Origin of the sequence: Xanthomarina sp. F2636L, from assembly GCF_026410195.1 — a bacterium.
Taxonomy (GTDB): domain Bacteria; phylum Bacteroidota; class Bacteroidia; order Flavobacteriales; family Flavobacteriaceae; genus Xanthomarina.
The window spans coordinates 239087-264902 of the sequence record NZ_JAPMLM010000068.1 but is presented as its reverse complement, the minus strand read 5'-3'; the positions used below and the strand labels follow the sequence as shown (position 1 = coordinate 264902).

24 protein-coding genes and 1 tRNA gene are annotated in these 25816 nt (G+C 30.1%); 19 read left to right on the top strand and 6 right to left on the bottom strand.

What is annotated here, in order from left to right:
- Positions 1–114: 114 nt before the first annotated feature.
- Positions 115–612: a hypothetical protein gene (locus tag OS191_RS08605; protein WP_267155288.1), complete on the bottom strand. Its 498-nt coding sequence runs from the start codon at positions 610–612 to the stop codon at positions 115–117.
- A gap of 459 nt (positions 613–1071) precedes the next feature.
- Here OS191_RS08605 and OS191_RS08600 point away from each other — a divergent pair, with 459 nt between their 5' ends.
- From OS191_RS08600 to OS191_RS08580, 5 genes are all read left to right on the top strand, one after another.
- Positions 1072–2379 carry a tyrosine-type recombinase/integrase gene (locus tag OS191_RS08600; RefSeq protein WP_267155287.1) on the top strand — a complete coding sequence of 436 codons (1308 nt, stop codon included), beginning with the start codon at positions 1072–1074 and terminating at the stop codon, positions 2377–2379.
- 100 nt (positions 2380–2479) lie between these two features.
- Positions 2480–4807, top strand: a complete 2328-nt coding sequence (locus OS191_RS08595) for an ARID/BRIGHT DNA-binding domain-containing protein (RefSeq protein WP_267155286.1) — start codon at positions 2480–2482, stop codon at positions 4805–4807.
- A 68-nt stretch (positions 4808–4875) separates the two neighbouring features.
- Positions 4876–5178, top strand: a complete 303-nt coding sequence (locus OS191_RS08590) for a helix-turn-helix domain-containing protein (RefSeq protein WP_267155285.1) — start codon at positions 4876–4878, stop codon at positions 5176–5178.
- A complete protein-coding gene (locus OS191_RS08585; protein ID WP_267155284.1) occupies positions 5178–5462 on the top strand; it encodes a helix-turn-helix domain-containing protein in 285 nt (94 codons plus the stop codon). The genes OS191_RS08590 and OS191_RS08585 overlap by 1 nt, the downstream gene beginning before the upstream one ends.
- A gap of 26 nt (positions 5463–5488) precedes the next feature.
- On the top strand, positions 5489–7774 hold the full coding sequence (locus OS191_RS08580) for a DUF3987 domain-containing protein (protein ID WP_267155283.1): 2286 nt from the start codon (positions 5489–5491) through the stop codon (positions 7772–7774).
- Positions 7775–7863: 89 nt separating this feature from the next.
- On the opposite strand, the gene OS191_RS08575 is transcribed toward OS191_RS08580, so the two are convergent.
- The gene (locus tag OS191_RS08575) at positions 7864–8475 is read right to left on the bottom strand and encodes a DNA-3-methyladenine glycosylase family protein (protein WP_267155282.1); all 612 of its coding nucleotides are present in this window, start codon (positions 8473–8475) and stop codon (positions 7864–7866) included.
- Positions 8476–8631: 156 nt separating this feature from the next.
- Here OS191_RS08575 and OS191_RS08570 point away from each other — a divergent pair, with 156 nt between their 5' ends.
- From OS191_RS08570 to OS191_RS08555, 4 genes are all read left to right on the top strand, one after another.
- The gene (locus OS191_RS08570) at positions 8632–8868 is read left to right on the top strand and encodes a helix-turn-helix domain-containing protein (RefSeq protein ID WP_267155281.1); all 237 of its coding nucleotides are present in this window, start codon (positions 8632–8634) and stop codon (positions 8866–8868) included.
- A complete protein-coding gene (locus OS191_RS08565) occupies positions 8852–9700 on the top strand; it encodes a hypothetical protein (protein WP_267155280.1) in 849 nt (282 codons plus the stop codon). Before OS191_RS08570 ends, OS191_RS08565 begins: the two co-directional genes overlap by 17 nt.
- A 66-nt stretch (positions 9701–9766) precedes the next feature.
- Positions 9767–10594, top strand: a complete 828-nt coding sequence (locus tag OS191_RS08560; protein ID WP_267155279.1) for a hypothetical protein — start codon at positions 9767–9769, stop codon at positions 10592–10594.
- 11 nt (positions 10595–10605) lie between these two features.
- Positions 10606–11361, top strand: a complete 756-nt coding sequence (locus OS191_RS08555) for a hypothetical protein (RefSeq protein ID WP_267155278.1) — start codon at positions 10606–10608, stop codon at positions 11359–11361.
- On the opposite strand, the gene dcm is transcribed toward OS191_RS08555, so the two are convergent.
- Positions 11347–12339, bottom strand: coding sequence for a DNA (cytosine-5-)-methyltransferase (gene dcm, locus OS191_RS08550; protein ID WP_267155277.1), 993 nt, complete (start codon positions 12337–12339; stop codon positions 11347–11349). The genes OS191_RS08555 and dcm overlap by 15 nt on opposite strands.
- Before the next feature lie 43 nt (positions 12340–12382).
- On the bottom strand, positions 12383–12805 hold the full coding sequence (locus tag OS191_RS08545; RefSeq protein ID WP_267155276.1) for a hypothetical protein: 423 nt from the start codon (positions 12803–12805) through the stop codon (positions 12383–12385).
- A 1348-nt stretch (positions 12806–14153) separates the two neighbouring features.
- On the opposite strand from OS191_RS08545, the gene OS191_RS08540 reads away from it, so the two are divergent.
- The 3 genes from OS191_RS08540 (at position 14154) to OS191_RS08530 (ending at position 16725) form a co-directional block, all read left to right on the top strand.
- On the top strand, positions 14154–14582 hold the full coding sequence (locus tag OS191_RS08540; protein ID WP_267155275.1) for a hypothetical protein: 429 nt from the start codon (positions 14154–14156) through the stop codon (positions 14580–14582).
- A gap of 5 nt (positions 14583–14587) precedes the next feature.
- Complete coding sequence (locus tag OS191_RS08535) at positions 14588–15646, top strand: hypothetical protein (RefSeq protein ID WP_267155274.1); 1059 nt, start codon at positions 14588–14590, stop codon at positions 15644–15646.
- Positions 15647–16083: 437 nt separating this feature from the next.
- Positions 16084–16725, top strand: coding sequence for a DUF6266 family protein (locus tag OS191_RS08530; RefSeq protein WP_267155273.1), 642 nt, complete (start codon positions 16084–16086; stop codon positions 16723–16725).
- Between the two features lie 121 nt (positions 16726–16846).
- Here the strand turns inward: OS191_RS08530 and OS191_RS08525 are convergent.
- Positions 16847–16922, bottom strand: a tRNA-Phe gene (locus OS191_RS08525).
- Positions 16923–17045: 123 nt separating this feature from the next.
- Between OS191_RS08525 and OS191_RS08520 the strand changes: the two genes are divergently transcribed.
- From OS191_RS08520 to OS191_RS08490, 7 genes are all read left to right on the top strand, one after another.
- A complete protein-coding gene (locus OS191_RS08520) occupies positions 17046–17777 on the top strand; it encodes a type III pantothenate kinase (RefSeq protein WP_267155272.1) in 732 nt (243 codons plus the stop codon).
- Positions 17774–19093, top strand: a complete 1320-nt coding sequence (bamG, locus tag OS191_RS08515) for a beta-barrel assembly machine protein BamG (protein ID WP_267155271.1) — start codon at positions 17774–17776, stop codon at positions 19091–19093. Before OS191_RS08520 ends, bamG begins: the two co-directional genes overlap by 4 nt.
- A 16-nt stretch (positions 19094–19109) precedes the next feature.
- Positions 19110–20486, top strand: coding sequence for a tetratricopeptide repeat protein (locus OS191_RS08510; protein WP_267155270.1), 1377 nt, complete (start codon positions 19110–19112; stop codon positions 20484–20486).
- Entirely contained in the window at positions 20486–21040 is a 555-nt protein-coding gene (gene lptC / locus OS191_RS08505; protein WP_267155269.1) for an LPS export ABC transporter periplasmic protein LptC, read from the top strand. Before OS191_RS08510 ends, lptC begins: the two co-directional genes overlap by 1 nt.
- A 36-nt stretch (positions 21041–21076) precedes the next feature.
- Positions 21077–21268 carry a hypothetical protein gene (locus OS191_RS08500; protein ID WP_267155268.1) on the top strand — a complete coding sequence of 64 codons (192 nt, stop codon included), beginning with the start codon at positions 21077–21079 and terminating at the stop codon, positions 21266–21268.
- A 3-nt stretch (positions 21269–21271) separates the two neighbouring features.
- Positions 21272–22561, top strand: coding sequence for a hemolysin family protein (locus OS191_RS08495; protein ID WP_267155267.1), 1290 nt, complete (start codon positions 21272–21274; stop codon positions 22559–22561).
- A gap of 101 nt (positions 22562–22662) precedes the next feature.
- A complete protein-coding gene (locus tag OS191_RS08490) occupies positions 22663–24789 on the top strand; it encodes a peptidylprolyl isomerase (RefSeq protein WP_267155266.1) in 2127 nt (708 codons plus the stop codon).
- 74 nt (positions 24790–24863) lie between these two features.
- Here the strand turns inward: OS191_RS08490 and OS191_RS08485 are convergent, their stop codons facing one another.
- Positions 24864–25793, bottom strand: coding sequence for a GYDIA family GHMP kinase (locus OS191_RS08485; protein WP_267155265.1), 930 nt, complete (start codon positions 25791–25793; stop codon positions 24864–24866).
- Between the last annotated feature and the right edge of the window lie 23 nt (positions 25794–25816).

Sequence of the window (25816 nt, the reverse complement as noted above, 5' to 3'; positions counted from 1 at the left end):
TATTTAGACATTAATAGGTGAGATGATATCAACGTTATTATTAACTTTCAATAGTAAATGAAGATTAGTTTTGAGAATCATTATATATGAAAAATTTACATGCTTCAATTGATGTCAATTATTAAGTAATGGGGTGAGTTTATCAATGATTTTTGATGTGTAGCTTTTTACATCAGTCATTTTTGATGGACCGGTAATGGCGTCTAGCTCTTCCATTTTGAGGTTTCCTTGGTGTGAGGTGCCTAACATCACGATGTTGTTTAAGCAATCACGATGCTTGTGAATGAATTTTTCTACTTCTAGAGGGGGTTTCCAAGTGTACCAGGAATGAATAATTAGTATGGCATCCTGATCTTTAACGTCTGTTTCAGGTAAGAAGCTCAAGGGGATTGTTTTAATGCTTACAGGTTTTGAGTGGTAATGCTGTATAAGTACACGGACCACAGAATCTTTAAAATGGCTTCCTTCGTTTGCAATTAAAAGGTTATAGTTGTCGGGACTTTTAAATTTAAAATGACTGTAGTTACACGGATTGTAAAACAGTAAAATATATAGAACAAGACCTAGTAGACCAAGTAAGATAATTATCATTACCTTTTTAAATATAGACATAAATAGAAGTTTTCAAGCCCCTAACTGTTATCTCCATAAATGTGTTTTACAGCTAAGGGTTTTAGCTATAAAATTACATGTAATTTTTATAAAAAATAATGATTTATGTCAATTGTGAGATATGATTTAATAAAAATGGAAAAATGAAGAAGGTTAAGAAAACTAATTAAGTACTTGTGCTTCATTTATATTAATACAGAAGAGGTATGGTATTAAGTAAAATGTATAAAACCAAAAAACCCGAACATTTGTTCGGGTTTTTAGTGGTGGTGCCTCCAGTACTATATTATACTTTGTCGTTTCTTTCTATTTTTACTCAATACATGGTTGACGTCACTAATCATAAGGGTTTATCGTGTTTTGTGATGTTGTTTTAGTAAAGTGAATTGTTAATAAATAAGGGCGCAATTGCACCCTATTTTGCACCCTTTTGCTTATCTTTATTGTAAACAAAGCCGTATGAGTACTATAATAGAGAGGTCTAAAGGGACTGTGAGATTTGCATTTAAAGACTCGAATGCAAACTTACTGAAAAACAAGAAGAAACAAAGTATAATTTATCTGCACTTTACTTACGGAAGTAATAAATTCAAGTATTCAAGCGGTTATAAGAGCTGTTTTGATGATTGGGATTTCAATAAACAACGCATAAAAAACAAAGCTGGCATTTCTAATAAAGATGAGGTTAACGGTCATTTAAGCGATTTAGAGAAGTTCATAAATAAAAAGTATAATGAGTTATCCAAAGAGCATGATATCGTCCCTAAACACCTTTTAAAATACGCATTAGATATCAAAACAAAGAAGATTACTCCTCATAAGGTTAAAAATAAAAAAGGCATGACCTTTTTTGATGTCATAGACGAGTTTATTGAAATAAAAGAAGGAGAAATATCTATTATAACAATTAGGTCCTACAAGCAAACTAAAAAGCGTTTAGAGGAATATCAAAAGCACTATAATCAAACCTTAATGTTTGAGTTTATAGATATGTCCTTTTACAATAAGTTTAATAGGTTTATGGAAGCTAATGACTATTCGCTTAACACCATTGGCAAACATCTTAAAACTATAAAGACATTCTTAAACTATGCACTTATTGAAGGTTACACAAGTAACCAACGATTTAAAAGTGATGATTTCAAGGTAAAGAAAGAAACAACCACGGAGATTTATTTAACTGATGATGAAATCAAAAAAATGTATGAACACGATTTATCAAAATATCCAGAGCTTGAACATGCCAGGGATGTCTTTTTGTTTGGGTGTTATACAGGGCAACGCATAAGCGATTACAATGGACTGAAGAATGAAGATATTGTTGATATTGATGGCTTCAAGTGTTTTAAAATACGCCAAAAGAAAAATCGTAAATATAGTAGAATAGTACATTGCCCTATAACCAAGGAAATGCAGGATATAATGGATAGTAGATACAATGGCCATCCACCTAAAAAAATTCAAGAACAAGACTTAAATGAAAATATCAAGCAGGTTGGGCAAATGTTGGAATGGGATGAGCTTGTAAAATGCGAATACACAAAAGGAGGTGAATATAAAACCGAAATGATTTCTAAATATGACCTCATTAAATCACACACGGCAAGACGTAGTTTTTGTACTAATAAGTATAAGGCAGGTATGAGTGTCTTTGATATCATGCTGTTTAGTGGTCATACTACAGAAAAAGAGTTTTATAAATATATCCGTATTAAAAACCAGGAAAGAGCAGCGCATATTATAAAGGGAGGTTTCTTTAATGTTTAATTGGTTAAAGCAGAACGAAGAAGATAATTTGGAAAAAATGAATATGAAAGTAGAAAAGTAGGATAAGGTTTAATAAATTTAAGTTTTATATTCTAATCCTATGAGTGAAAATTATATTGGTTTTGAGAAGTTTTGTGAGTTGCTGTCTGATGATAACATACTTAAAACCCGTTCGCCTCTTTCAGTTCGAGGGCATTTGCAAGAATGTATAATTCAAATTAAATCAGATGTTTTATTAAAATTAAGTAAATCTGGTGGTTCTGACGACAACTATTTAGAATATTTAGTACATGAAATAAATAGGCTTGATTTTATCCCAAATTTTGGAGTTGATAATATTCAAGAATGGCTAGATCTCTTCAATATTAATATTAAGGATGTATTAGAAAGTAAAGTTAATTCATCCGAGTATTTTCAATATTTAGATGTCATTTTACCACATGACCCTTTTATGGGTGATAGTGTGGATATTTTAAAAAAGAAAAATGCCCAAAAGAATTTTTTATATTTCTTTATAAATTATCATGCCAACGAATTAATCTCTTTTTTAGAATCTAAAAAAACAACATTTATCAAAAAGGGTGATGATGTAAAAGAGCCTGCTGATTTTGAAAACCTAGATGTATATTCCAAATTATTATATCTATTCAAAGAGCTGGAAAAGATAAAAGTGGATATCTTTCGAGAAGCACGAAACTGTGGTAGTGCAGAAGCATATCACGAAATTGAATTGAAATATGAAGATAATATAGATATAATTAAAAGTCAAATATTAAAAATTATCGATGATTTGTATTCACAATCTAAAGAAGATAATATTTATTATTTTGATTGTCCAAGTGATGTTTACATAGCTCATTTCTCAATTAGAATGTCAAATTATTTTAAAGAGATTCCCGAAGCAAATGAGTTAGATTTTTTAAAATCAGAAATTAAATATTTTTCAGACCCTAAAAAGAATAGAGTTTTAAAAAGAAATTATAATTACAGTGAGTTTATTGGTAATACAGAAAAATATAAAGTTACACTTCGTAGAAAAATAGAATTCCTTGAGCCTAAATTAAATAAGTATTCTTTTAAAATCATAAGTAAAGAAGATGAGTTTCTTGAAGATCCATATTTAGGAGACTCAATAGTTGGTACGCTTATAGATCTTGTTAAGGATGAAAATTTAACCAATATACCTCAAGAGAAACAAGATTCAATTTCAAGTGTCTCATTCAAATTTGATAAAAATTCCACCCCTGAAGAGTTTCAAAATTTACATGTTAACAATAAATATTTCCAACAATATTCAAATAAAAATCCAGATTTTTTAAAAGAACTTTTTGAATTCATTAAGGATGATAACCGGCCAATAAAATCAACCTACATGATATTTGACAAAAAAATAAATTTATACATCTTAACTGGATATACTCTTTTCTTTATGAAGTTTTCTAAAGCTTCTAGTGTTGTTATAAACCCTGCTTCACAGAAAATGCCTTATTTAGAAGAGCTTAAAAAGAGGAAAGTTGACTTATCAAGGATTTATAATAAACAAACCTTAAGAGATGAAATAAAACATACATATGATTTAAGAGCTGTATATAAACAGAAGTTTTCAGACTTCTTTTCTTATGATGATAATCTAAAAAATAATGCAGGTAGTTATGCCTATATTCTAATAAATTCAATTGAAAGATTATTGAACACGGCAACTATTTATTTTGATGATTTAACAGCCGACCAAATATTAGGATTAAATGACAATAAACTAAATATAGTTAAAGGTGAAATTGAGAATAATTTTAAGGCATACCATAACTTAATTAAATTTATCAGTCTTAATCATACACCTTATTTAGAACATCAAGCAGTCGAGTTTATATCTAATACTATCCAATCAATTAATAAACGGAATTTTGAACACACTTACTTATATGACATCCTTGAAAAAGAGGTTAATAAAATTTCAAATGAAAAAGTTTATGAGAAGATTTTAGCAAAGAATAAGCTATTAGAAACACATCAATTTTTTATTAAAGAAAAACCAGAGAATGAAAAATCTGAAAGCAATGAGTCGGAAAACAATGATTTAGTAACCGATAAAAAGACTATTCAATATAAAAGTAGTATTTTTTTAAACCAAGAGGCTCAAGAATGGTTTAATAACACGCTTCAGGAGTTGTCTGCAATAAATGTGAATAATAAACCCGAAAGAAGTTTTCAAGCTATATGTAATGCTATTTTTAGAGATGAAAAATGTAAATCCATTATTTTTAAAAATAGGCTACTATTAAAAAATTACATTACATTTTTAAATGATGAATACAAGGCAGGTATTAAGTCCAAGAGTAATTTGTCTAACCCTCAAATCTACAGTATTGATGTTTCAGATTTAATCAATATTTATCAAAACGAACTTCTAGCGAACAAACCCGAATAAATCCGAATTTTTACCGAATAAGCTTTGTACTTATTTAGCATCGTAAAACAAAATATAATTGTAAAACGATGGAACAAAGTAAAATCACCCAAGTATTCGGTATAACTCCTGCCGAATTAAAAGAAGACATTATCAATGACGTAAGAGCCGAATTAAAAATCATAGCTCAAAATTTCCAACCCATTAAACCTCCTGAATATCTCACCCGTCAGGAAGTAGCCAAAATCCTAAAAGTATCATTAGTAACCCTTACCGATTGGAATAAAAAAGGCATTCTCAAACCTTACCGATTAGGAAATCTTATTAGGTATAAAACCGATGAAATAGACCAAGCATTAATTGCTATTAACAATGTAAAAAATAAGCAATAATGGAACCATTTCAAGATATATCTATTCAAGAATGGAATAAGTTATTCGAACGTTTTCAGTCGCTTGTAAACAAGCTTGAAAACAACATAACACAAGACCCAGAACTTATTTTACTCGACAATGCCGATTTATTACAGCTATTCAAAATAAGCCATAAAACAGCACAAAATTGGAGAGACAATAACGTCATAGCATTTTCACAAATAGGCAATAAATTGTATTACCGTTTAAGTGATATTAACAAACTATTAGACGATAATTATAAGCCCACTAGCACTAAATAATTCATTCACTTTTAAAACACAACAAGATGCCAAATATTTCAATTTTCAAAAACTTTGCGAATAAGGTGGAAGATATTCCATTACAGCAAATTATAAATGACATAAAAGAAGGTAAATATAAAAACCAAATAGAATCTATTCGTAACCTAAATAAGAATGGCAATACTAATGAAGCCAACGAATTAAAAAAACACCTTTTAGGTTTTACAGCTTCGGGTGTATTTAATACAACAAGAAAAGCTGACACTATTTCAGAATATAGTGGTTTTGTTATCCTGGACATTGATAAACTTTCTGAATCCGAATTAAGCAGAATAATACCAATTATACATTTAGCAGTTTATACCTATGCAGCGTTTATAAGTCCAAGTGGTAATGGAATAAAAATTATAGTTCCTGTAAACTCCACAAAAGAAGAGCATAAAGAGGCCTACAAGCAAGTTGTAGATTATTACGAACAAGCCCTAAATATAGATATTGATACGTCCGGAAGTGATATTTCAAGATTGTGTTTTATGTCCTATGATCCCGACTGTTATTTTAATAAAGATGCAGAAACTTATATTGTAAGAAAAACAGAAGAACCTTCTAAAAAAATACCCTCAAATCCTAAATCCCCTTTAACACCAATTAATAATGAATTCGAAAATTACATATCAGAAATTGAAGTAAATGGGATTGATATAACTTCAAGTTACGAAAATTGGAGAAATATAGGTTTTGCTATATCCGATGAATATGGTGAATCGGGTAGAGATTATTTTCATAGAATAAGCAAACAGCACTCAAAATATGATACTAAAGAATGCGATAATCAATACACAAGCTGTTTAAATGCTAATGGTTCAGGTGTAAATATTGCTACGTTTTATTATCATGCCAACCAAGCTGGAGTTAGTTTAAAGAAGGAAAGAATTACACCTAATAATACGGTAGTGGAAATTAATAAAAACGAAACAGAAAAACTTCCAACTTTTCCAGAATCCATTTATAAAACCTTACCCGAAATACTTAAAAATGCTACTCATTTTGGTTCTACAAATCAGGAGAAAGATATGTTGTTATTAGGGACATTAACTTGTATGAGTGTCTGTTTACATAAGGTTTATGGAATATATGATAAAGAAAAAGTGTATTCTAATTTGTTCTTATTCGTAACAGCACCTGCATCTGCAGGTAAAGGAAAATTAAAATGGTGCAAAAGCATTATTTATCCGGTACATTTATCATTGCGTGAAGAAGCTAAAGTTTTAAAAAGTAATTACGAAAGTGATTTAGCAGATTACAATAAGAATAAAAACAAAGACGAGAATTTAGAAAAACCTCAAAAGCCACCAGAAAAAATGCTGTTTATTCCTGCAAATAATAGTACAACAGGCGTATTTCAATTATTAGCAGATAGTAAAGCAAGAGGGATTATTTTTGAAACAGAGGGAGATACCTTGTCACAAGCTTTTAAAACAGATTACGGGAATTACAGCGATGGGTTTCGCAAAGCCTTTCATCACGAAACAATAAGCTATTATAGAAGAACAGATAGAGAATATGTAGATATGGAAACCCCTTGTTTATCTACTGTATTATCAGGCACACCAAAACAAGTTTTATCATTAATGCCTAATGCTGAAAATGGATTGTTTAGCAGATTTATATTCTATTATCTTGATATATCTCCAAAATGGAAAAATGTATTTGAAGATAAAACCGACAATGGCGTAGGAGAATACTATAAGCAATTAGGAGAGCAGTTTTTTGATATTTATGAAACATTAAAAGCTGATAGTGAAATAAAAATTGAGCTTACACCAGATCAACAGCAAGAGTTCAATGAATATTTTTCAAACATCCAAAACTTATATTTAAGTGTTCAATCCGAAGAATATGTAGCAACAGTAAGACGTATGGGTTTAATAGCATTTCGATTTATGATGATTTTTACAGCGCTACGAATTACAGAAGATGGTGATATTTCAAACCCAAGATTATGTTTAGATGAAGACTTTAAAAATGCTATGGCAATGGTAAAAGTATTAATAAAGCACAGTAGCAAAGTGTTTTCAAGTTTACCTATTGATGATAATCCAATTAAAAATAACAACCGTAAAGAACAATTTTTAAATAAACTACCTTTTAAGTTTACAACAAAAGAGTACAATGACTTGGCAATAAAACTAAATATTAACCCTAAAACAGCAGAAGGCTATATTACAGACTTTGTAAAAGTGAATCTTATAGAAAGAATCTCTCATGGTAATTACTTAAACAACACGTTTCAAGGCAATGAGGGAATTAAGGAAAATGAGGGGAAATAATTTTTTACTTAATTAATAATCTCTAAAGTATAATTGAATAAGTTTGTTTTAATTATTTGATAAACATTAAATTCTTATTCTATTTGATGTTAAATAAGATTCTTTTTCAATACAATTTTAGCATCTAAACCCTGCCATAAATACCAACAAGCAATTGTACGATATGGTTTCCATTTTAAAGCAATTTTTTCTAATAAATGAATACTCGGTTTAGCATCAAGTTGGTAAAATTTTTGAACGGCATTTTGAATACCTATATCGGCAGTTGGTAAGACATCGATTCTTCCTAATGAGAACATTAAAAACATTTGAGCCGTCCAAATTCCGACACCTTTTATCGTAGTAATATCTTTTATTACTTCTTCATTAGGGGATTTTTTTAATCTATTAAAGAATCCTGGCTCATCTAATAATTTGCTGGCAACATTTTTTATATAATTACATTTTGAAGTAGAAATACCAACTGACTTTAGCTCATCAATATTTATCATATTTAATTCTAAAGCACTATAATTTTCACCAATTAAATTAATAAATCTACTGTAAATAGTACTAGCAGCTTTAACTGAAAGTTGTTGAGAAATAATTGAGCGAACTAAATCATAAAATGGATTGCAACTCATATCTAGGTTAAATTTTGGAAGCCTTTCAATTAATTCCCTCATAACTTTATCACTTGACTTTAGTTCTTCTAAATACATATCCATTTTTAAAATTATTTATTCAAATATATGCAAATTAGGGTGTAAAAGTATTTGTTTAACATAATTAAAAACCATTCGAAACACATAGAATGCTAATTATAGTATGTTGTAGTAACTGAATACTAAAGTTAGCTTTATTCAATATTATTTACCATGAAAACAAAACAAAAAATCCTATTAAAATTTGGTGCGAAAGTACGTGGAATTAGAAAGATAAAAGGAATCTCACAAGAAGAATTGGCTCATAAAGCTGATTTGCATAGAACCTATATAGGTATGATTGAACGTGCAGAAAAAAACATAACACTTTTAAATATTGAGAAAATAGCTAATGCTTTAGAAGTCGATTTAAACGATTTATTCAAGTTCTATAATGAAGACAAAAAATAAGCTTACTAGAAAAGAAGCAATCGCTTTTCTCGAAATAGAAGAAAAACATTTTGACAATTACCATAAGTCAAGTGGCGAAATTAATGGAGAAAAAATTAAGGGAAGATGGTGTTTTGATAAGAAGCAACTTAAAAAATGGCAGAAAGAAAAAAATCAGAGAGTGGTTTATCTAACCATTGGTGAATATACAAAGTGTTTTGAATTTGCTATCAAAATGGCATACTCGGTTAAAAGTAGTCACGGTACGGGTATTAGGGGTGTTAGAAGTGAAATGCAAACAGCTGATGATTTTATACTTGGAATATTAGCAGAGTTTGGGGTGCAGAAATTTTTAAAAGATCAATTTAATATAGAAATAGATTTAGATATGGAAGCTCATCCAGATAGCATAACTGCACAAGATTTTACAGGAATAATTGAAGAAGATGGGAAAAGAGACATTAAAATCGATGTTGCTGTTAAATCTAGTAAATGGAAATCTTGTTGGAACGTAATACCACCGATAGAGTATGAGAATAGGGATAGAAAATCTGATATATACATCTTTGTTAGAGTGGGCTTACCTTCTGATCACTTATTTAGAATTTTAAGAAATCATTCATTTTTTAAGAGGGTTAGTAAATACTTAATTAAAAATGAAGAAAAAGGATTTAGAAAAATAAATGAATTAGATAATATACCTATATGGATATGTGGCTATAGTTATCATAAGGATTTAAAAAAAGTAGAAAGTATTCCAGGACTAAATTTTGATGGCTATCGGTATGTAGCAAGTGTAAATGAAATGAAAAATAAAAATAGTGATTGGAAAAGAATTATAAATAGATTCTAATAAACAAAACATTATGAACAATTAAAATAATTACAAACCTCACACAATATAATTTTTAAAATAACAATGGTTTTAACAGCTCTAAATACCGAAGAACTAAAAGAAATATTTGATGAAAAAGCAATGAAAGTAATGAGATTTTCATTAGCAAAATCAATGTTGGGTCAACCAGAACCAATTTTAGGACAACAAGCATTACCATATCAAATTGCTAAAGAACATATAGAACAATGGATGGTTCAAGCTCTCGGTGTTGAATCAGTTGGAAGTGGTTCCTACCCAATTGATATATATAATAAAGAAGAAAAATGGGGAGCTGATGTTAAAATGCTTTCCTGTAAAATAGATTATAATGGCGCATTATTGTCTGCAGATTCTGGAGAGACATCTCTTGCGCAAAACTTTAAAGGTTCAGGTAACAATTTAGACCAGCAATTTAAAGAAAAAAAATATTTAGAAGCTGTAAAAAAATGGTTAGAAATTGTTGAAGTAAAATTAAAATCCGTTGAAAAAGATTACCCCATAAATGATATATACTATTTCTTCTTCTTAAGAGCTGGAATGACCTTTTATTTAGCAGGTTTAAAAGTAAACCCCGAAGAATTAAAAAATGTAATAATTGACGAACAAAGAATTAGTGGCACTAGTATTTATACCAAAAATTATATCGATTCTACAATAGGTAATGTGAAACTCTATAAATCAAAAAAGAGACTTGAATTGAGATTAAGACCAGATGCATTATTGAAAAACAATATGCTATTGGAAGTTATGCATCTAGATTCACTTGAAAATATAAATTTAAGAGAATTAGTAGATGATGAAGAAAAAGCAAAAAAATATTTAATTAACATATCCGAGAATTATGTCATTAATAATCTCTTTAAAGCTTAAACAACTTGCTGATGAAATTAGATATTAAAAATTCTAATGAGTACTATATAAATAATAAACGGCCTTTTATTCAAAATAACATAAATGGCAGTATCATTGAGGTTTGTTTTGAATTTGCTTATAATATGGTTTTTGGTGATGGGCATCATAGAGATCATCGTTCTGGCGGGCAATATTCAAGGAAAAAGGGAGAGTTGTTTGCGAATACTTTTCAAGGGAAGATTGCTGAATTTGTTACTTATAATGAATTAATTAATCTTGGCTTTACAGAATTAGAATCGCCAGATACAGGGGTATATGGTAAAGGTGTTTGGGATGATACAGATTTAGTATATAAACAAAAAAAAATAAATATTAAATCTGCAGCTTTTTTCTCCAACCTTTTATTGCTTGAAAAAAAAGATTGGAATACTAAAGGTGAATATATACCTAATATACATAATTCGTCAAGTGAACAATATGATTATTTTTTAATGGTTAGAATAAAGCCAGATATTAAAAATGTACTACAAAAAGAAAAGCTTTTTTATTCTAATGAAATTGATAAAAACATATTAAAGAAAATCATATTTAACGAAAGTTGGTTTTATGATTTTGGAGGTGTTTGCAGTTTAGCTACAATCAAACATATAATTAATAAAAATTATTTTTTGCCTCAAAACTCAATGTTGAACGGGAAAATTAAAATGGACGCTGATAATTTTTATATTCAATGTGGTGATTTACGTGACTTTAATTTTTTTACAAGTATTTTAAAAAAGCTCTAACTCTTTTTGCTTTCTAACATCTTTTCCTTGCATAACTTTTAAAATATTACCAGCAATATTATATATAACAGGGACACTTACAGAATTACCAGCTTGTTTATATAGATGTGAATTAGCAATACTAGGAAGCTTAAAATCGTCAGGAAAACCTTGAAAATTAAAACACTCTTTAGGTGTTAATTTTCTAAATCCAAAATCAGTTTTTATTAACGGTACATTATGTCCTCCAGTACCCATATTAGCTGTAAGTGTAGGGCAAACATTAGATTTGTTTTCACGAACATATTGTCTTCTAAATTGATAAACAGTTGAATCACTCTTCATTGTATCTTTTAACATTTCATACATATATTTGTCTTCTCTATAATAGAATTTTTCATCTACTTTTTCTTTTGAGATAATATGTTTAATTGTATTTGTTAATTCTTGTTTTTTTGGAAATTCAAAGTATTTATAATTTTCTGTATAAATATTTTTATCAAATGCTATTATAAAAATTCTTTCTCTATTATGGGGAATATTACCATAATCTTTAGTGTTTAAAACTTTTGCACTAAATGAGTAATTGCGTTTTTCTATCTCGTTTCTAATAACTTTAAAAGTATTTCCTTTATCGTGTCCAACTAGATTTTTTACATTTTCGAAAAACAATACTTTTGGGCGCATTTCATCTACAAAATCTAGCATTCTGAAAAAATGATTACCTCTATTATCATCAAACCCTTTTCTGTAGCCAGCTACTGAAAATGGTTGACAAGGGAATCCTCCTGCAAGTATATCAACTTTATTAAGAGACTTAATGTCAATATCCATTATATCTCCTTCAACTAATTTGTGATTAAAATTCTCTCTATAAGTAATACAAGCGTTTTTGTCATATTCATTAGCCCAATCTATTTTAAAACCTGCTTTAATAAATCCTAGACAAATACCACCAACGCCAGCGTATAAGCTTCCTACTTTTAATTTTTCACTCATAAAAATATCCTAGTTATTTTACTTAAATTTTAATCTTTATAACTTATTGCTTTATTGATTCTAAAAATTTAAACCCTGTAAAATCCATAAATTTATCAGTACTCGATTTTACTGTATTTGATTCAATTAAGTTTTTTTCTATCACATCTTTTGAGGCTAATCCACAAAGCATAAAGGTTAAACTATCCTTCTGTATTATAAAAAACATTGGGTTTTCAATTTCTTTTATTTTAATCATTGGCAAAGTTCCAAAATTAAAAACATTAATATTAATTTTCTTTCCATTAAGCTTAATGTATGGTTGAAAATCAGTTAAATCAGCTTTGTTTAAATCGATAATGTCAATATTTAGATGTTTTTGAAGCGCCATTAACCCGCCAATGTTTTTCATGGTTTTTTCAAAAAAAGCTTGACCTTCATATCTATCTCTTAATTGGTTTAAATTAGTCAGACCTAAATGAGTCATCGCTGAATTTCTTATTAGTATCTCATCATTCTTTGTGAACTTAATCTGCGGATATAATCTTAAATTTTCTCCAATATATTTAAAAAACAACTTCATTTTTAATTTTTAAGGTGTAAACTTAATAAATCTAACCCCAATATATAGTAATTTTACTTTAAATAAAGTATTTAATTTCATTTTACAAACAAAGTTTTTTCGTAAGTATTTTATAAGCCACTTTTTATAACTAAAGTTTTGATTTTCGTTAGAATGTTTAGTGGCAGGTAATAAGGTGTTCGTCAGTCGTTCCATTTTGTTCCACAAAACATATCTGCAAGCCAATTTATAATTCCAATGTCATTGCGAACGCAGTGAAGCAATCTCACAATCAATAATAATTTCACATTTGAAAGGCTTGCATATACCATAAATAGCACCACTGCGGCGACACGTCCTCGTTGGTGCTATTTATTTGTTTTGTTACACACATTCTCTCCTTCCTCACCCGTAGCTACTTTTGTACCCAAACCCAATAAGGTTTCGCTGCGCGAGTTTTTTATTGGGTACAACCGCTACTTAATATGATGCGAGCCTGCGGGTCGCTTCGGGCAAAACCCACATAAATACTTACTCCAATAGAATATTTAGGCTATAAAAATGATGTGCTCTATTTCCAGATAATCCGATTAATAAAAGATGTGGGTTTACAGGTGTCACATTTTTTGAACCACTCCAGATGCAAATAAGATAACCGCAATTAGATAAAGGATATTTTTTTACTGCATTTATAATACTTGCCATTGATAACAATCTGAACTACCATTTACATTGCGGATTATCCCATTTACTAAAAATGCAAGAGCAACTCATTCAGTCGGCAATTCCATCCAGGCTAAATAGTTTTTACATTACGGTTTGACTATTGGATAAATCCACAAAAACCCTCAAACCCTTAAAATCCTCAAAACTCTTTTAATAACGTAAACGCCAAACCTTAAATGAAAACTATTCTCAAAACCTTCCATTGCCTCTTTCAATCCCTGCACTTGCCTAAATTTGAATATTTAGTAATATCCATAAAGTATCATCTGACTACATAAAAAATCAAAAAATCCGCCACCCTTGCGGTAAACCGTAGCTGTGGTACGCACTTTTGCCGAAAAGGCAACGTGCTATTACCACACCACCCTTGCTAATCTCGCAGTCGGCTCGCGCCTTTTTGATTACCTGCTAAAACCCGTAGTCATACATAAAATTTCACGAATAAAAAAAACATTATTTAAAAAAAACGAAAAAATAAAAACCGTTTTTTTTCTAAAAAAGTTTGTTATATATTTAAAATAAACCACTTTAAATCAATTTGTTATTTATGAAAATTAATAATCCACCAAAGGCTTTTTTTGGCCATATTTATATTGAATACACAGGTAATAATGTAGTCCTATTAAACTCTAATAAAAGTAAGTTTTTTAAAAATGTAAATCTCTTTGATTATTTAACCAATAATAAAGGAGGGCTAATAAAAAAGTGTTTTAAAATGGACGCATTTGCTTCAAATTACATTATAAGCTTTGATGATATGTCTGTCTATAAATTAAATAATAAAGAAAATAATTATGATAATGATGAATGGTCTTGTTTAATGGAGTATGAATCGTTTACGAATAGAGACTTATTTATGATTTCAGGTAAATTACTTTTATATAATGAAATTAATAATACTGATGGAAGGAATGAAACTTTCAGTTTCAATTTGATACTAGATAACAAAGAAGAGATTACTAAACTAATTAAATAATAATTATGATTTTAAAAAAAAATATAAATGTTTTAAATGAGAATGAGTACGAAGCAAATATTGTAGATGCTAATACAGATTTTTTAAACTTATTAGAATTAAATAATTACGTTTTACCTAATGAAACTCCTGTTGAAATTCATCCATACCTAACTATTTTCGCATTACAACCTTTAGTAAAATATATAATTGGTACATTTCCACCAATTCAATATTTACGTGATAGTTTAAACATACCAAATGGTGTTGGTAATATAAATTCGCGTCCAAAAATTCCATTTTTCCATGGCCAAAAATGTGATCAATGGCAATTTTTTTTAAACGAACAAGAGCTAGAAAATTTAGGGGTATTCAATCCAAATAATGAAAATATTACTAGAATCCAGCAAAGGGATAATATTAATGCAATACTAACGGCATCAGATGTAAATTATTCAGATATAATATATAGTGCCAAACGCAGATCATATGATGCTAATGATGATTCTCTTAAAAATATTGTTCCAAACCTTACCTTAATATGCCAAATATTAAAAAACCATAAATCCAAATATTTGAATTTTAACAGTTCTACACTATTTAATGGTGGTAATGATTTTGGTTTTTATATGAATAATCATGGTGTAAACAATATAGGTGATTTACAATATAAAGTAAAATCTTATGAGTTATTTCTTAAGACACTTGTGTCTTTGGGCTTTAAATTAGAACTTAAATTAAATCCTAATGATGATTGGGTGCTCCTTAATATTGGTAACTCTGATTATTTTTCAAATAATTATAAATATAAAACGTTAACCAAGTTAAGAGTTTTTACAGAGCATTTAATTGAATTTGAAAATGAACAATTTGAAAATTTCAGTAAAGAGTATACTGTTATAACAGGTCCTAGTCCTTCCGCAAGTGCAAATATAACTTTAGGTAATAATCCTATTTATATTAATTGGTTAGAAGCACAAAATAATATTAATAACGATGAACCGTTAACACACATTTTTAGAAAAGAATTTTATGGTCTGTTTAGGAACAATCCAGATGAGTTAGTAAATTGGAATGTGTATTAATTTTAATAGTTTATTTTTATAAATAAAAAAGTTTGCAAATTTAGTAGCCTTCCTTCAGCCAGTGCTATTATACTATAAAGTTCAAGCCCTCCGGGTTTTGAAAATAATATTGCACCTATGTTTAGGTGCTTATTTTAAAAACCTTTCCCTACGCAATATTTTTTCCAAAAAACTTGACAGTATAGCCACGTCTACAAGTAATAGGCTTTCTTTTTTCTTTGTCAAAAAAAATTATAGAAAGGGTTTATGCTTTTGATTAATTCTTTATCCATCTGAAGAATAATAGGCAATTACAAGGTAAAGGAAGGTATTCAATGAATTTGAACGACTAAACCCTGAATTATTACCGTAATTTATTATATAAATAAGTAGGGGATGAACCCCTGTCAAGTCCGTACCAAGTCCGAATGAGTATTAATTAAAAATTGTTATATGTTATGGGAAAAATAGCCCAAGGAATTTTAGGAGGACTATCTGGAAAGGTAGGAAATGTTATTGGAGGTAATTGGAAAGGAATTGATTATTTAAGAATTAAGCCTTCCAGTGTTGCTAACCCAAGAACAGAAGGACAAGTAAATCAAAGAAATAAATTTACTGTAACGTTAGAGTTCTTACAGCCAAATCTTGCATTCGTGCAGAAAGGGTATAAGAATTATGCGGTGAAAATGACACAGTTCAATGCTGCAATGTCTTATGTGTTGAATAATGCCATTACTGGTATAGAACCAAACTTTAATGTTGATTATACGCTTGCTTTTTTGAGTAGAGGTAATTTATCTGGAGTATTAAATCCTGGTACTGATTTGTCTACAGCAGGGCAAGTAACATTCAGTTGGGATGATAATTCTGCTGAAGGAAATGCCAATACAACTGATAAAGCGATGTTGTTAGTTTATAATCCAACAAAGAAAGAATCTATTTCGCAATTAGAAGGTGCTGATAGAACAGTTGGAACGGAAACCTTAATTATACCTTCAACTTATGCTGGCGACACTGTAGAGTTGTTTATGGCGTTCATTGAAGCTGATGGTTCAAGAGTATCAAATAGCGTTTATTTAGGTAGTGGTACGGCATCATAGAAGTGATCCTAAATTAATAGCGATGAGACCGTTACATTAATTTGTAACGGTTTTTATTTGCACCCTATTTTGCACCCTAAAAACAAAAAACCCCGTAAACATTGAGTTTACAGGGCTTTTCTGGTGGTGCCTCCAGGAATCGAACCAGGGACACAAGGATTTTCAGTCCTTTGCTCTACCAACTGAGCTAAGGCACCAGTTGCAAAATTGCAAACCTAATTTTTCGGTTAGGCAGGTGCAAATATATATTCAATTTTATTATTCGCCAAAAGAAAGTAAATAAAAAATGGTTTTGTAAATTTGCAACCTGGATTTAAGATATGAATTTAATTATAGATGTAGGTAATACTTTTACAAAATTAGCTGTTTTTCAGCTAGATGATGTTGTTTTTCAAAGCGTAATTAAAGAACAAGATTTTAATTACGAGTTTGAAAATATTTTACAAAAGCATCCAGAAATTGATAAATGTATCATTTCATCGGTAGGTAATTTAAATGAAACAGCATTAAAATTAATAAAACACAATTTAGAAGTAGTTGTTTTAAGTTCAGAAATTAAACTTCCTTTTGTTAATAATTATACCACGCCTAAAACTTTAGGAGTAGATAGATTAGCATTGATTAGTGCTGCTTCAAAACTATATCCAGCTAAAAATGTCTTGGTTATAGATGCAGGGACCTGTGTTACCTACGATTTTATTTCAACTAACAACAGCTATTTAGGAGGAGCTATTTCTCCAGGAATAAGAATGCGTTATACATCCTTAAATAATTTAACTGCCAATTTACCGTTATTAGAAACAGAACAGCCAGAAAACATCATTGGAAATTCGACAGGTAATGCCATTCATTCAGGAGTTATTTATGGGATTTTAAACGAAATTGATGGTGTAATAGACACTTATAGACAAAAATATTCAGATTTAACAGTTATTTTAACAGGAGGTGATGCTAATTTCTTGTCAAAACAATTAAAAAATAGCATATTTGCCAACTCAAATTTCCTTTTAAAAGGATTGAACCATATTTTACAATTTAATTCAACCGAATGATAAAAAAACTTGTATTAGTTTTTATTGCATTATTTGCAATTCAAAGTTACGCTCAAGAAGGCACAGCGTCACCATATTCCTTTTATGGAATGGGTAGCTTGAAGTTTAAAGGAACTGCCGAAAATAGAAGCATGGGGGGATTGAGTGTGTATTCAGATAGTATTCATATAAATCTTAGAAACCCAGCTTCGTATGCATCTAAAAACTTGGAAATTTATAAGAATGAAAGCAGACCTGTAAAATTTGCTATTGGAGGAAATCATACCAATGCAAAATTAAAAAGTGATTCTGCTACAGACGAAGTGAATTCTTCAACCTTAGATTATTTAGCCATGTCTTTCCCTATTGGGAAGTTTGGTTTAGGTTTAGGATTAATACCTTACACATCTGTTGGTTATAAACTAGAAACCTTAAATGAAAATAACGAGCTTTCAAGTAAATTTAGAGGAGAAGGAGGTATTAACAAGGTCTACACGTCTTTAGGGTATTTAATAAAAGACGGTTTAAGTATTGGTGTTGATTTAGGTTATAATTTTGGAAACATTAGAAATAACACAATTGAGTATGTTTATACCAATGAAGATGATTTAGCACAATATCAAACAAGAGAAGATAATAGGTCTGATATTGGAGGATTAAGTGCTAACTTTGGATTAATCTATACCAGAATGATTAAAGATGAGTTTGAATTATCTACAAGTTTAACTTATAGACCAAAAACTAATTTAACTTCAAGGAATTCTCGTACTTTTAACACCATAACCATTAATGCTTTTAATCAACAAGAGTATGTTGTTAATTCTATTGAAGCAGATTTAGAATCTCAAGGATTAAAAGAAACAGATTTGGTGTTACCAGCTAAGTTATCTTTTGGAGCAGGAATTGGACAACCAAGAATTTGGTTTGTAGGAGCTGAATACTCGTATTTAAATACTAAGAAATTTAAAAACGAATTATATGACAAGAGTGATTCTGCTGGAAATGTTACCTATTCAAATGCTTCGACTGTTTCGGTAGGTGGGTTTTTTATTCCAGATTATAATTCTTTTTCAAGTTACTTAGAAAGAGTGGTTTATAGAGCAGGAGTCAGGTTTGAAGGAACTGGTTTAAATATCAATAACCAAGCAATAAACGAGTTTGGCATATCTTTTGGAGTAGGATTACCAATGGGAAGCACATTCTCTAATACCAACATAGGTGTGGAGTTTGGAAAAAGAGGAACCACAAGTAATAATTTAATTCAAGAGAATTTTATTAACTTTCAGCTAAGCTTTTCTTTTAACGCTAGATGGTTCGAAAGACAAAGATTTAATTAAGTATAAAATAAACATTATGAAAACCAAAATTACATTATTGCTATCAATCTTATTTATAGGATTAAATTATGTATCTGCTCAAGACGAAGATTCAAGTACATTATCTATTATGTCTGAGTATGCTAAAGCAAAAAATTACGATGCTGCATATAAGCCTTTTATGGAATTAAGAGAAAGGAACCCAAATTATAGCAGAGCAATTTATGTGTATGGTGAAAAAATTCTAGACGATAAAATTGAAAAATCTTCTGGAGCTGAACAAGCAGCTTACATAAATGATCTGGTAAAAATGTGGCAAGAAAGAGAAGAGCATTATGCTAGCAAAACTCCTAAAGGAGAATTTGGTGCAAAAGCCTGTCAGTTAATGTATGATAATAAAGAGGTTTTAAAGAAAACAGATGAAGAGTTATACGCTTGTTTTGATGCTGCATATAAAGCAGATCCAGACACGTTTACTAACCCTAAATCTCTATATACTTATTTCTCTTTAATGGTAGATTTATTTGATGCTGGAAAAAAATCTGCAGGTGAATTATTTACTAAATATGATGAGGTTGTAGAAAAGGTAGAAAGCGAAGTTGGGAATTATTCTGAAAACTTAAATGTTCTTATCGAAAAACAAGATGCAGGAACAGCTTTAACTAGTAAAGAAGAGAGATATAAAAATTCTTATGAGAGTTATTTAAATGCTTACGATCAAATTTCTAGTAGTATTAACAGTAAATTAGGTTCTAGAGCAAATTGTGAAAACTTAGTGCCTCTTTATACTAAAGATTTTGAAGCAAATAAAGACAATGCTGTTTGGTTACAAAGAGCCGCTGGAAATATGTCTGCTAAAGAATGTACAGACGACCCATTATTCTTTAAACTAGTAAATGCATATCACGATTTAAGCCCTTCGGCTAATTCAGCTTACTACTTAGGAATCTTAAAAGATAAGGAAGGAAAAACTACTGAGGCTATTCAGTTCTATGAGCAAGCTATTAGTTTAGAATCTGATAGCTTTAAGAAAGCAAAGCTTTATGAAAAAATAGGTGATAAATTAAAAACTAGAGGAAGTTATGCCTCTGCAAGAGGATATTTTAGAAATGCTTTAAAATTTAACCCTTCTAACGGAAGACCGCATTTAAAGATTGCAGATATGTATAATAAAAGTGCAAATAACTGTGGAGATACAAACTTTAATAAACGTGCCGTTTTTTGGTTAGCTGCTATCGAAGCTGAAAAAGCCGGACGTGTAGATCCAACTTTAAAAAGTGCGGCAGCTCAATCAGCTGCAAGTTATAGAGCAAGAGCACCTCAAAAAGCCGAGATTTTTAGCGAAGGTAATGCTGGTCAAAAAATCAATATTGGATGTTGGATTGGAGCTAGTGTTACAGTACCAAGTTTATAATGATTAAAATAATATCACATAAAATAAATGTCATAGTCACAGCTTTTGCTGTGACTATGTTTTTTTCATGTGAAAGCAACTTCGATGAGGTTAAAAAAATAGGTATTTCAGAACATGCTCCTATGGGGGTTGCAGAACATATAAATTTAAAACGCACAGATTCTGGTCGAGTAACGGCCAATTTAAAGAGTCCGAAAATGCTCGATTTTACAAATAGGGAATTTGCTTTTAATGAATTCCCAGATGGTATCGATTTAGATTTATTTGATGAACAGAATCAAAAAAGCAACGTTATTTCTGATTATGCCATTGTTTACGACAAAACTGGGATTATAGATTTACAAGGAAATGTGGTGCTTTCTTCAGCCAGTAACGACACTTTATTTGCAGAACAATTATATTACGATCAAAAAAGAGAATGGCTTTTTACAAACAAACCTGTAACCTTTAGAACAGGAAGAGATGTTATAAACGGAAAGGGATTCGATTCCGATGTTGAATTTAATCAAGCACAAGTTTTAGAAATTGATGGTATCATCACACTTGACGAATAATTCTGTATCTTTACACACCAATTTTAATATAACAAAATGAAATTATTTAAGTTTTTTCAATATGCCTATTTGGTTTTCTCAATTGTCTTTTTCTACAACGTTGTATCTGTGTACATGAAGGAAGGAACTCTTGATATAGCATCGTTATTATTAGCTGCAGCAGCTCTTTTTATGTTTTTCTTCAGAAAACGATTCAATAAAAAAATTGAAAATAAGGACGATAATTAATACATGGGTCCAGATGTTATAATTATTATTACCTCATTAATTCTTTCTGCTTTTTTCTCAGGAATGGAAATTGCTTATGTGTCTTCTAATAAAATACACATAGAAATTGAAAAAAAGCAACAAGGCATTTTAGCAAAAGTTTTAACAAAACTTACAGCTAGACCTTCTAAATTTATTGCAACCATGCTTATTGGTAACAATATTGCGCTGGTAATTTATGGGTTTTTTATGGGAGACTTGCTAGTAGAATGGTTTCAGTCTTTTTTACCATCAACTTCAAGCCTTATAAATTTCCTATTGGTAGACTTTAGTTTATTAACGCAAACCATAATTTCTACTATAGTTATCCTGATAACTGCTGAGTTTTTACCAAAAGTATTCTTTCAAATTTATGCCAATTCTTTACTTAAACTACTAGCAATTCCTGCATATATTTTTTACGTGCTTTTTAGTTACATTTCAAATTTTGTTATCTGGATTTCGGATGTGGTACTTAAAAAATTCTTTAAAACTGAAGGAGATCAAGTACAACTAGCCTTCAGCAAAGTTGAATTAGGGAATTATATTAGTGAGCAAATGGAGTCTGTTGAAGAAAGCGACGATATAGATACCGAAATACAAATTTTTCAGAATGCTTTAGAATTTTCAGAAGTAAAAGCTAGAGAAGTGATGATTCCTAGAACAGAAATTACTGCTGTAGATGTTAACGAATCCTCAAAAACTCTAAATGCCCTTTTTACTGAAACAGGTTATTCAAAAATATTAATCTATAAAGATACCATAGACGATATTCTAGGTTACGTACATTCTTTCGAACTTTTTAAAAAACCAAAAGCGCTTAAATCTATTTTGGTGCCAGTAGAATTTGTTCCAGAAACCATGCTAATTAAAGATATTTTAAGCATTTTAATTAAAAAGCGTAAAAGTATTGCCGTAGTATTAGACGAATATGGAGGGACTTCAGGTATTATAACGGTTGAAGATATTGTTGAAGAGCTTTTTGGTGAAATTGAAGACGAACACGATACCATTGTTTTAATTGAAGAGAAACTAGACGATGATTTGTATAAGTTCTCTGCAAGATTAGAAGTAGATTACATTAATGAACATTTTAAAATAAATCTTCCAGATAGCGAAAATTACGAAACATTAGGAGGGTTTATAGTAGATTATACAGAAGAAATTCCTCAGCAAAATGAGGTGGTAAAAATAGATAGGTTTCAATTTACTATCCTTGAAGTTTCCAACACAAAAATAGATTTGGTAGAGCTTAAAATCTTAGAAGCTGACTAAAATACTAACCTTAAAAGAATTAATATAACATTCTATTTTATTATTAAATAGAAAATGGTATTTTCGCGCACGATAATTCATAATCAATATAGAAATATAAAATGGCAATTTTAAATAAAATTAGACAACGTGGACTTTTCTTAATAATAATCATTGCATTAGCGTTATTCTCTTTTGTAATTGGCGATTTGTTTAGAAATCCAGAAGCATTAACTGGAAAATCTCAAAACGTTGTTGCAACTATTAACGGAAAGGATATTTCTCGTGAAGACTTTATGCAAAAAGTAGAGGTTGCACAAAGACAACTTGGACCTAGCGGTACCAATACACAAGCTATGAATAGAGTTTGGGAACAGGAAGTAAGGCAGGCTGTTTTAGAAACTCAGTTCGAAGAATTGGGGATGAGTGTTGAAAAAGACCAAATGAGAGATTTGTTAAGAACAAACCTAGCTACTAGCCCGGAGTTTCAAAATGAAGCAGGTCTTTTCGACGAAAACAAACTAAACGAATATATTGCTAATCTAAAAGAAACCTCTGTAGTTGCTTATAAGCAATGGATTGATTATGAAAATAGCATTGGAGTAAATGCCATTCAGCAAGACTACTTTAACATGGTTAAAGCTGGGATGACTGGAACTTTGGCTGAAGGAAAATTAGAACACTCATTAGAAAGTGAAACAGTAGACATTAAATATGTTCAAATTCCTTACACTTCTATTTCTGATAGTACTGTTTCAGTATCAAAATCTGAAATTTCTTCATATATTAAAAAGCACAAAAAACAATACGAAGTAGACGCTACTAGAGATCTACGTTATGTGGAGTTTAGAGAAGTTGCTACTGTTGAAGATGAGAACAACATTAAAGAAGACTTAAATAATCTTTTAAATGATAAAGTAGTTTATAATGAAGTAAGTAAAAACAACGATACTGTAAAAGGTTTTGCTAGAGTAACTAATAATAAAGCTTTTGTAAACTCAAATTCAGATATTAAATTTGAAGATCGTTTTGTGTTTAAATCAGATTTACCTACAGCTGTTGCTGATACTATTTTTAACACAAATGTCGGTGGTGTTTACGGACCTTATAAAGACGAAAACTTTTTTAAATTAACTAAAGTGGTTGCTGTAGTCCAAATGCCAGATTCAGTTAAAGCAAGACATATTTTAATTCCTTATGTTGGTGCTGCAAGTGCTCAACCAGATGTAACTCAAACAGAAATTGAAGCAAAAAAGACAGCTGATAGTTTGGCAACAATCTTAAAAAACAACAATTCTAAATTTGGCGAATTTGTAACCACATATTCTTCAGATCAAGGAAGTGTTGCTAATGGTGGAAGTTACGATTACTTTACTTACAACACCATGGTAGCAGAATTTAGAGATTATGTATTCCAAAATAATGTTGGAGATATAGACGTGGTTAAAACAGTTTATGGTTTTCATATTATAGAAGTTGAAGGTCAGAAAAACAAACAACGTGCTATAAAAGTAGCAACTATAGCTAGAGAAATCGAGCCATCAGAAGCATCCATCAATCAGGTGTTTAGAAATGCTTCTAACTTCGAAATTGGTTTGGAAAAAGGTGATTTTGATGTGTTAGCTAAAGAAAAAGATTTAGCAGTACGTCCTGTAAATGGCGTTAAAATGTTAGATGAAAATATTCCAGGATTAGGAAATCAAAGAGCGTTAGTTCGTTGGGCTTTTGAAGATGGAACAGAAGTAGGAGATTATAAGCGTTTCAACTTAAATGGAGGATATGCTATTGTTCAAGTAACTGCTGTTAATGCTGAAGGTTTAATGAATACAGAACAAGCCTCTGTAACGGCTTTACCAGCTATTAGAAAAGAGAAAAAAGCCAAACTAATTAAAGATAGAATCTCTGCAACAACTATTGAAGATGTAGCTTCTGCTGAAAGCCAAACGGTTAAAACTGCCTTAGCTATCAACATGAAAAACCCAACTATTTCAGGTGCTGGAAAAGAAGGCATTGTTGTTGGAACTGCTTTTGGATTAAAAGAAGGAGAAACTTCTAAACTAATTGAAGGTGATAAAGGCGTGTATATGATTCAAGTTACTAAAAGAACTCCAGCTCCAGAATTAGACAACTATCAAGGTTTTGCTAATCAAGTTGGAAATGCTAAAGTAAGTAATGTAAACACAAAACTTTATAATGCTTTAAAAGATGCTTCTGAAATTGAAGATAATAGAGCAAATACAGTCCAATAAGTTTTACTTATTAAAAATATTAAAAAAAGCTTCACAGGTATGTGAAGCTTTTTTTATTTAGTAAATTAAAGAAGTTATTTTATTATTTCAGAATAAGGAATCATCGTTTCAAAACCTTTGTTCTTAAAATATTTTGACGGATTTTCTTCAGAAGTCACCATGACAAAATCTCCTCCCCAAGCACCAAGACTTTTTATGGCACCATTAAAATCTGAGAACAGTTTTTCTTTTACTGGAACTTGATGGATAATGCTTGATATAAGCTGTTCGTGTTTATTTAAGAGTAGATTAAAATCGCTTATATTAGAACAATCAATTAATTGTGTCGTGATATTGCTAATCTCTTTAACAACCTGCGTTTTATTAGTTGTATAGGCTCTGTATTGCGCAATACCATCTCGACTGTTTTGCTTTTTGTTTAGATATACAAAATAAAGAGCTTCTTTAAAAGAAGGGTTAAAAGGTGTTTGCTTTACAGTTCTATTCTCACTTAAGGTACAGTCAAAAGAGTTTTTTAACTGGTAAGTAATAGCTGAATCATTTTGAGCACATGCAATATCGTAGCCTGAACCACCAAAAGTTAATCCTAACAGTTTGTAAGCGTCTACCTGAGCCCAATTAGCTATATTATTTATTAAGGTAGAGGAAGTGCCTAAGCCCCAATCTTGAGGGAAAGTTAGCTTGGTTTCAACTTGATAACCAGAATTTAAAAACGCTGGATTGAGTTGTTTTGCAGCTTGTAATATTTCTAAAAGCCTATTTGCTTTGTCATTACGTAGTTTCTGAAAACCTATAGTAATTTCCTGTAAAGAGAATGAATCTTCAAACCATACATTATTTTCATAATTTAAACTCTTCCATATCACTTTTGGTCCATCTATAGCTGTGATTTTTAAATACTGTCCAAATGTAGTTGGAACAGCCAAAGATAATGCTCCATCAAGAACCACATATTCTCCTGTTAGTAATAATTTTCCGTTACTATAATGGCTTTCAGATGTCATTAATTTGAAAATAGTTTTTTGTT

Coding starts and splice junctions, on each gene's coding strand:
- OS191_RS08540 (WP_267155275.1), top strand. CDS start 14,154: ATGAAAATTAATAATCCACCAAAGGCTTTTTTTGGCCATATTTATATT.
- OS191_RS08590 (WP_267155285.1), top strand. CDS start 4,876: ATGGAACAAAGTAAAATCACCCAAGTATTCGGTATAACTCCTGCCGAA.
- dcm (WP_267155277.1), bottom strand. CDS start 12,339: ATGAGTGAAAAATTAAAAGTAGGAAGCTTATACGCTGGCGTTGGTGGT.
- OS191_RS08545 (WP_267155276.1), bottom strand. CDS start 12,805: ATGACTCATTTAGGTCTGACTAATTTAAACCAATTAAGAGATAGATAT.
- OS191_RS08560 (WP_267155279.1), top strand. CDS start 9,767: ATGGTTTTAACAGCTCTAAATACCGAAGAACTAAAAGAAATATTTGAT.
- OS191_RS08495 (WP_267155267.1), top strand. CDS start 21,272: ATGGGTCCAGATGTTATAATTATTATTACCTCATTAATTCTTTCTGCT.
- OS191_RS08565 (WP_267155280.1), top strand. CDS start 8,852: ATGAAGACAAAAAATAAGCTTACTAGAAAAGAAGCAATCGCTTTTCTC.
- OS191_RS08605 (WP_267155288.1), bottom strand. CDS start 612: ATGTCTATATTTAAAAAGGTAATGATAATTATCTTACTTGGTCTACTA.
- bamG (WP_267155271.1), top strand. CDS start 17,774: ATGATAAAAAAACTTGTATTAGTTTTTATTGCATTATTTGCAATTCAA.
- OS191_RS08520 (WP_267155272.1), top strand. CDS start 17,046: ATGAATTTAATTATAGATGTAGGTAATACTTTTACAAAATTAGCTGTT.
- OS191_RS08575 (WP_267155282.1), bottom strand. CDS start 8,475: ATGTATTTAGAAGAACTAAAGTCAAGTGATAAAGTTATGAGGGAATTA.
- OS191_RS08530 (WP_267155273.1), top strand. CDS start 16,084: ATGGGAAAAATAGCCCAAGGAATTTTAGGAGGACTATCTGGAAAGGTA.
- OS191_RS08500 (WP_267155268.1), top strand. CDS start 21,077: ATGAAATTATTTAAGTTTTTTCAATATGCCTATTTGGTTTTCTCAATT.
- OS191_RS08580 (WP_267155283.1), top strand. CDS start 5,489: ATGCCAAATATTTCAATTTTCAAAAACTTTGCGAATAAGGTGGAAGAT.
- OS191_RS08595 (WP_267155286.1), top strand. CDS start 2,480: ATGAGTGAAAATTATATTGGTTTTGAGAAGTTTTGTGAGTTGCTGTCT.
- OS191_RS08555 (WP_267155278.1), top strand. CDS start 10,606: ATGAAATTAGATATTAAAAATTCTAATGAGTACTATATAAATAATAAA.
- OS191_RS08490 (WP_267155266.1), top strand. CDS start 22,663: ATGGCAATTTTAAATAAAATTAGACAACGTGGACTTTTCTTAATAATA.
- OS191_RS08510 (WP_267155270.1), top strand. CDS start 19,110: ATGAAAACCAAAATTACATTATTGCTATCAATCTTATTTATAGGATTA.
- OS191_RS08485 (WP_267155265.1), bottom strand. CDS start 25,793: ATGACATCTGAAAGCCATTATAGTAACGGAAAATTATTACTAACAGGA.
- OS191_RS08570 (WP_267155281.1), top strand. CDS start 8,632: ATGAAAACAAAACAAAAAATCCTATTAAAATTTGGTGCGAAAGTACGT.
- lptC (WP_267155269.1), top strand. CDS start 20,486: ATGATTAAAATAATATCACATAAAATAAATGTCATAGTCACAGCTTTT.
- OS191_RS08600 (WP_267155287.1), top strand. CDS start 1,072: ATGAGTACTATAATAGAGAGGTCTAAAGGGACTGTGAGATTTGCATTT.
- OS191_RS08585 (WP_267155284.1), top strand. CDS start 5,178: ATGGAACCATTTCAAGATATATCTATTCAAGAATGGAATAAGTTATTC.
- OS191_RS08535 (WP_267155274.1), top strand. CDS start 14,588: ATGATTTTAAAAAAAAATATAAATGTTTTAAATGAGAATGAGTACGAA.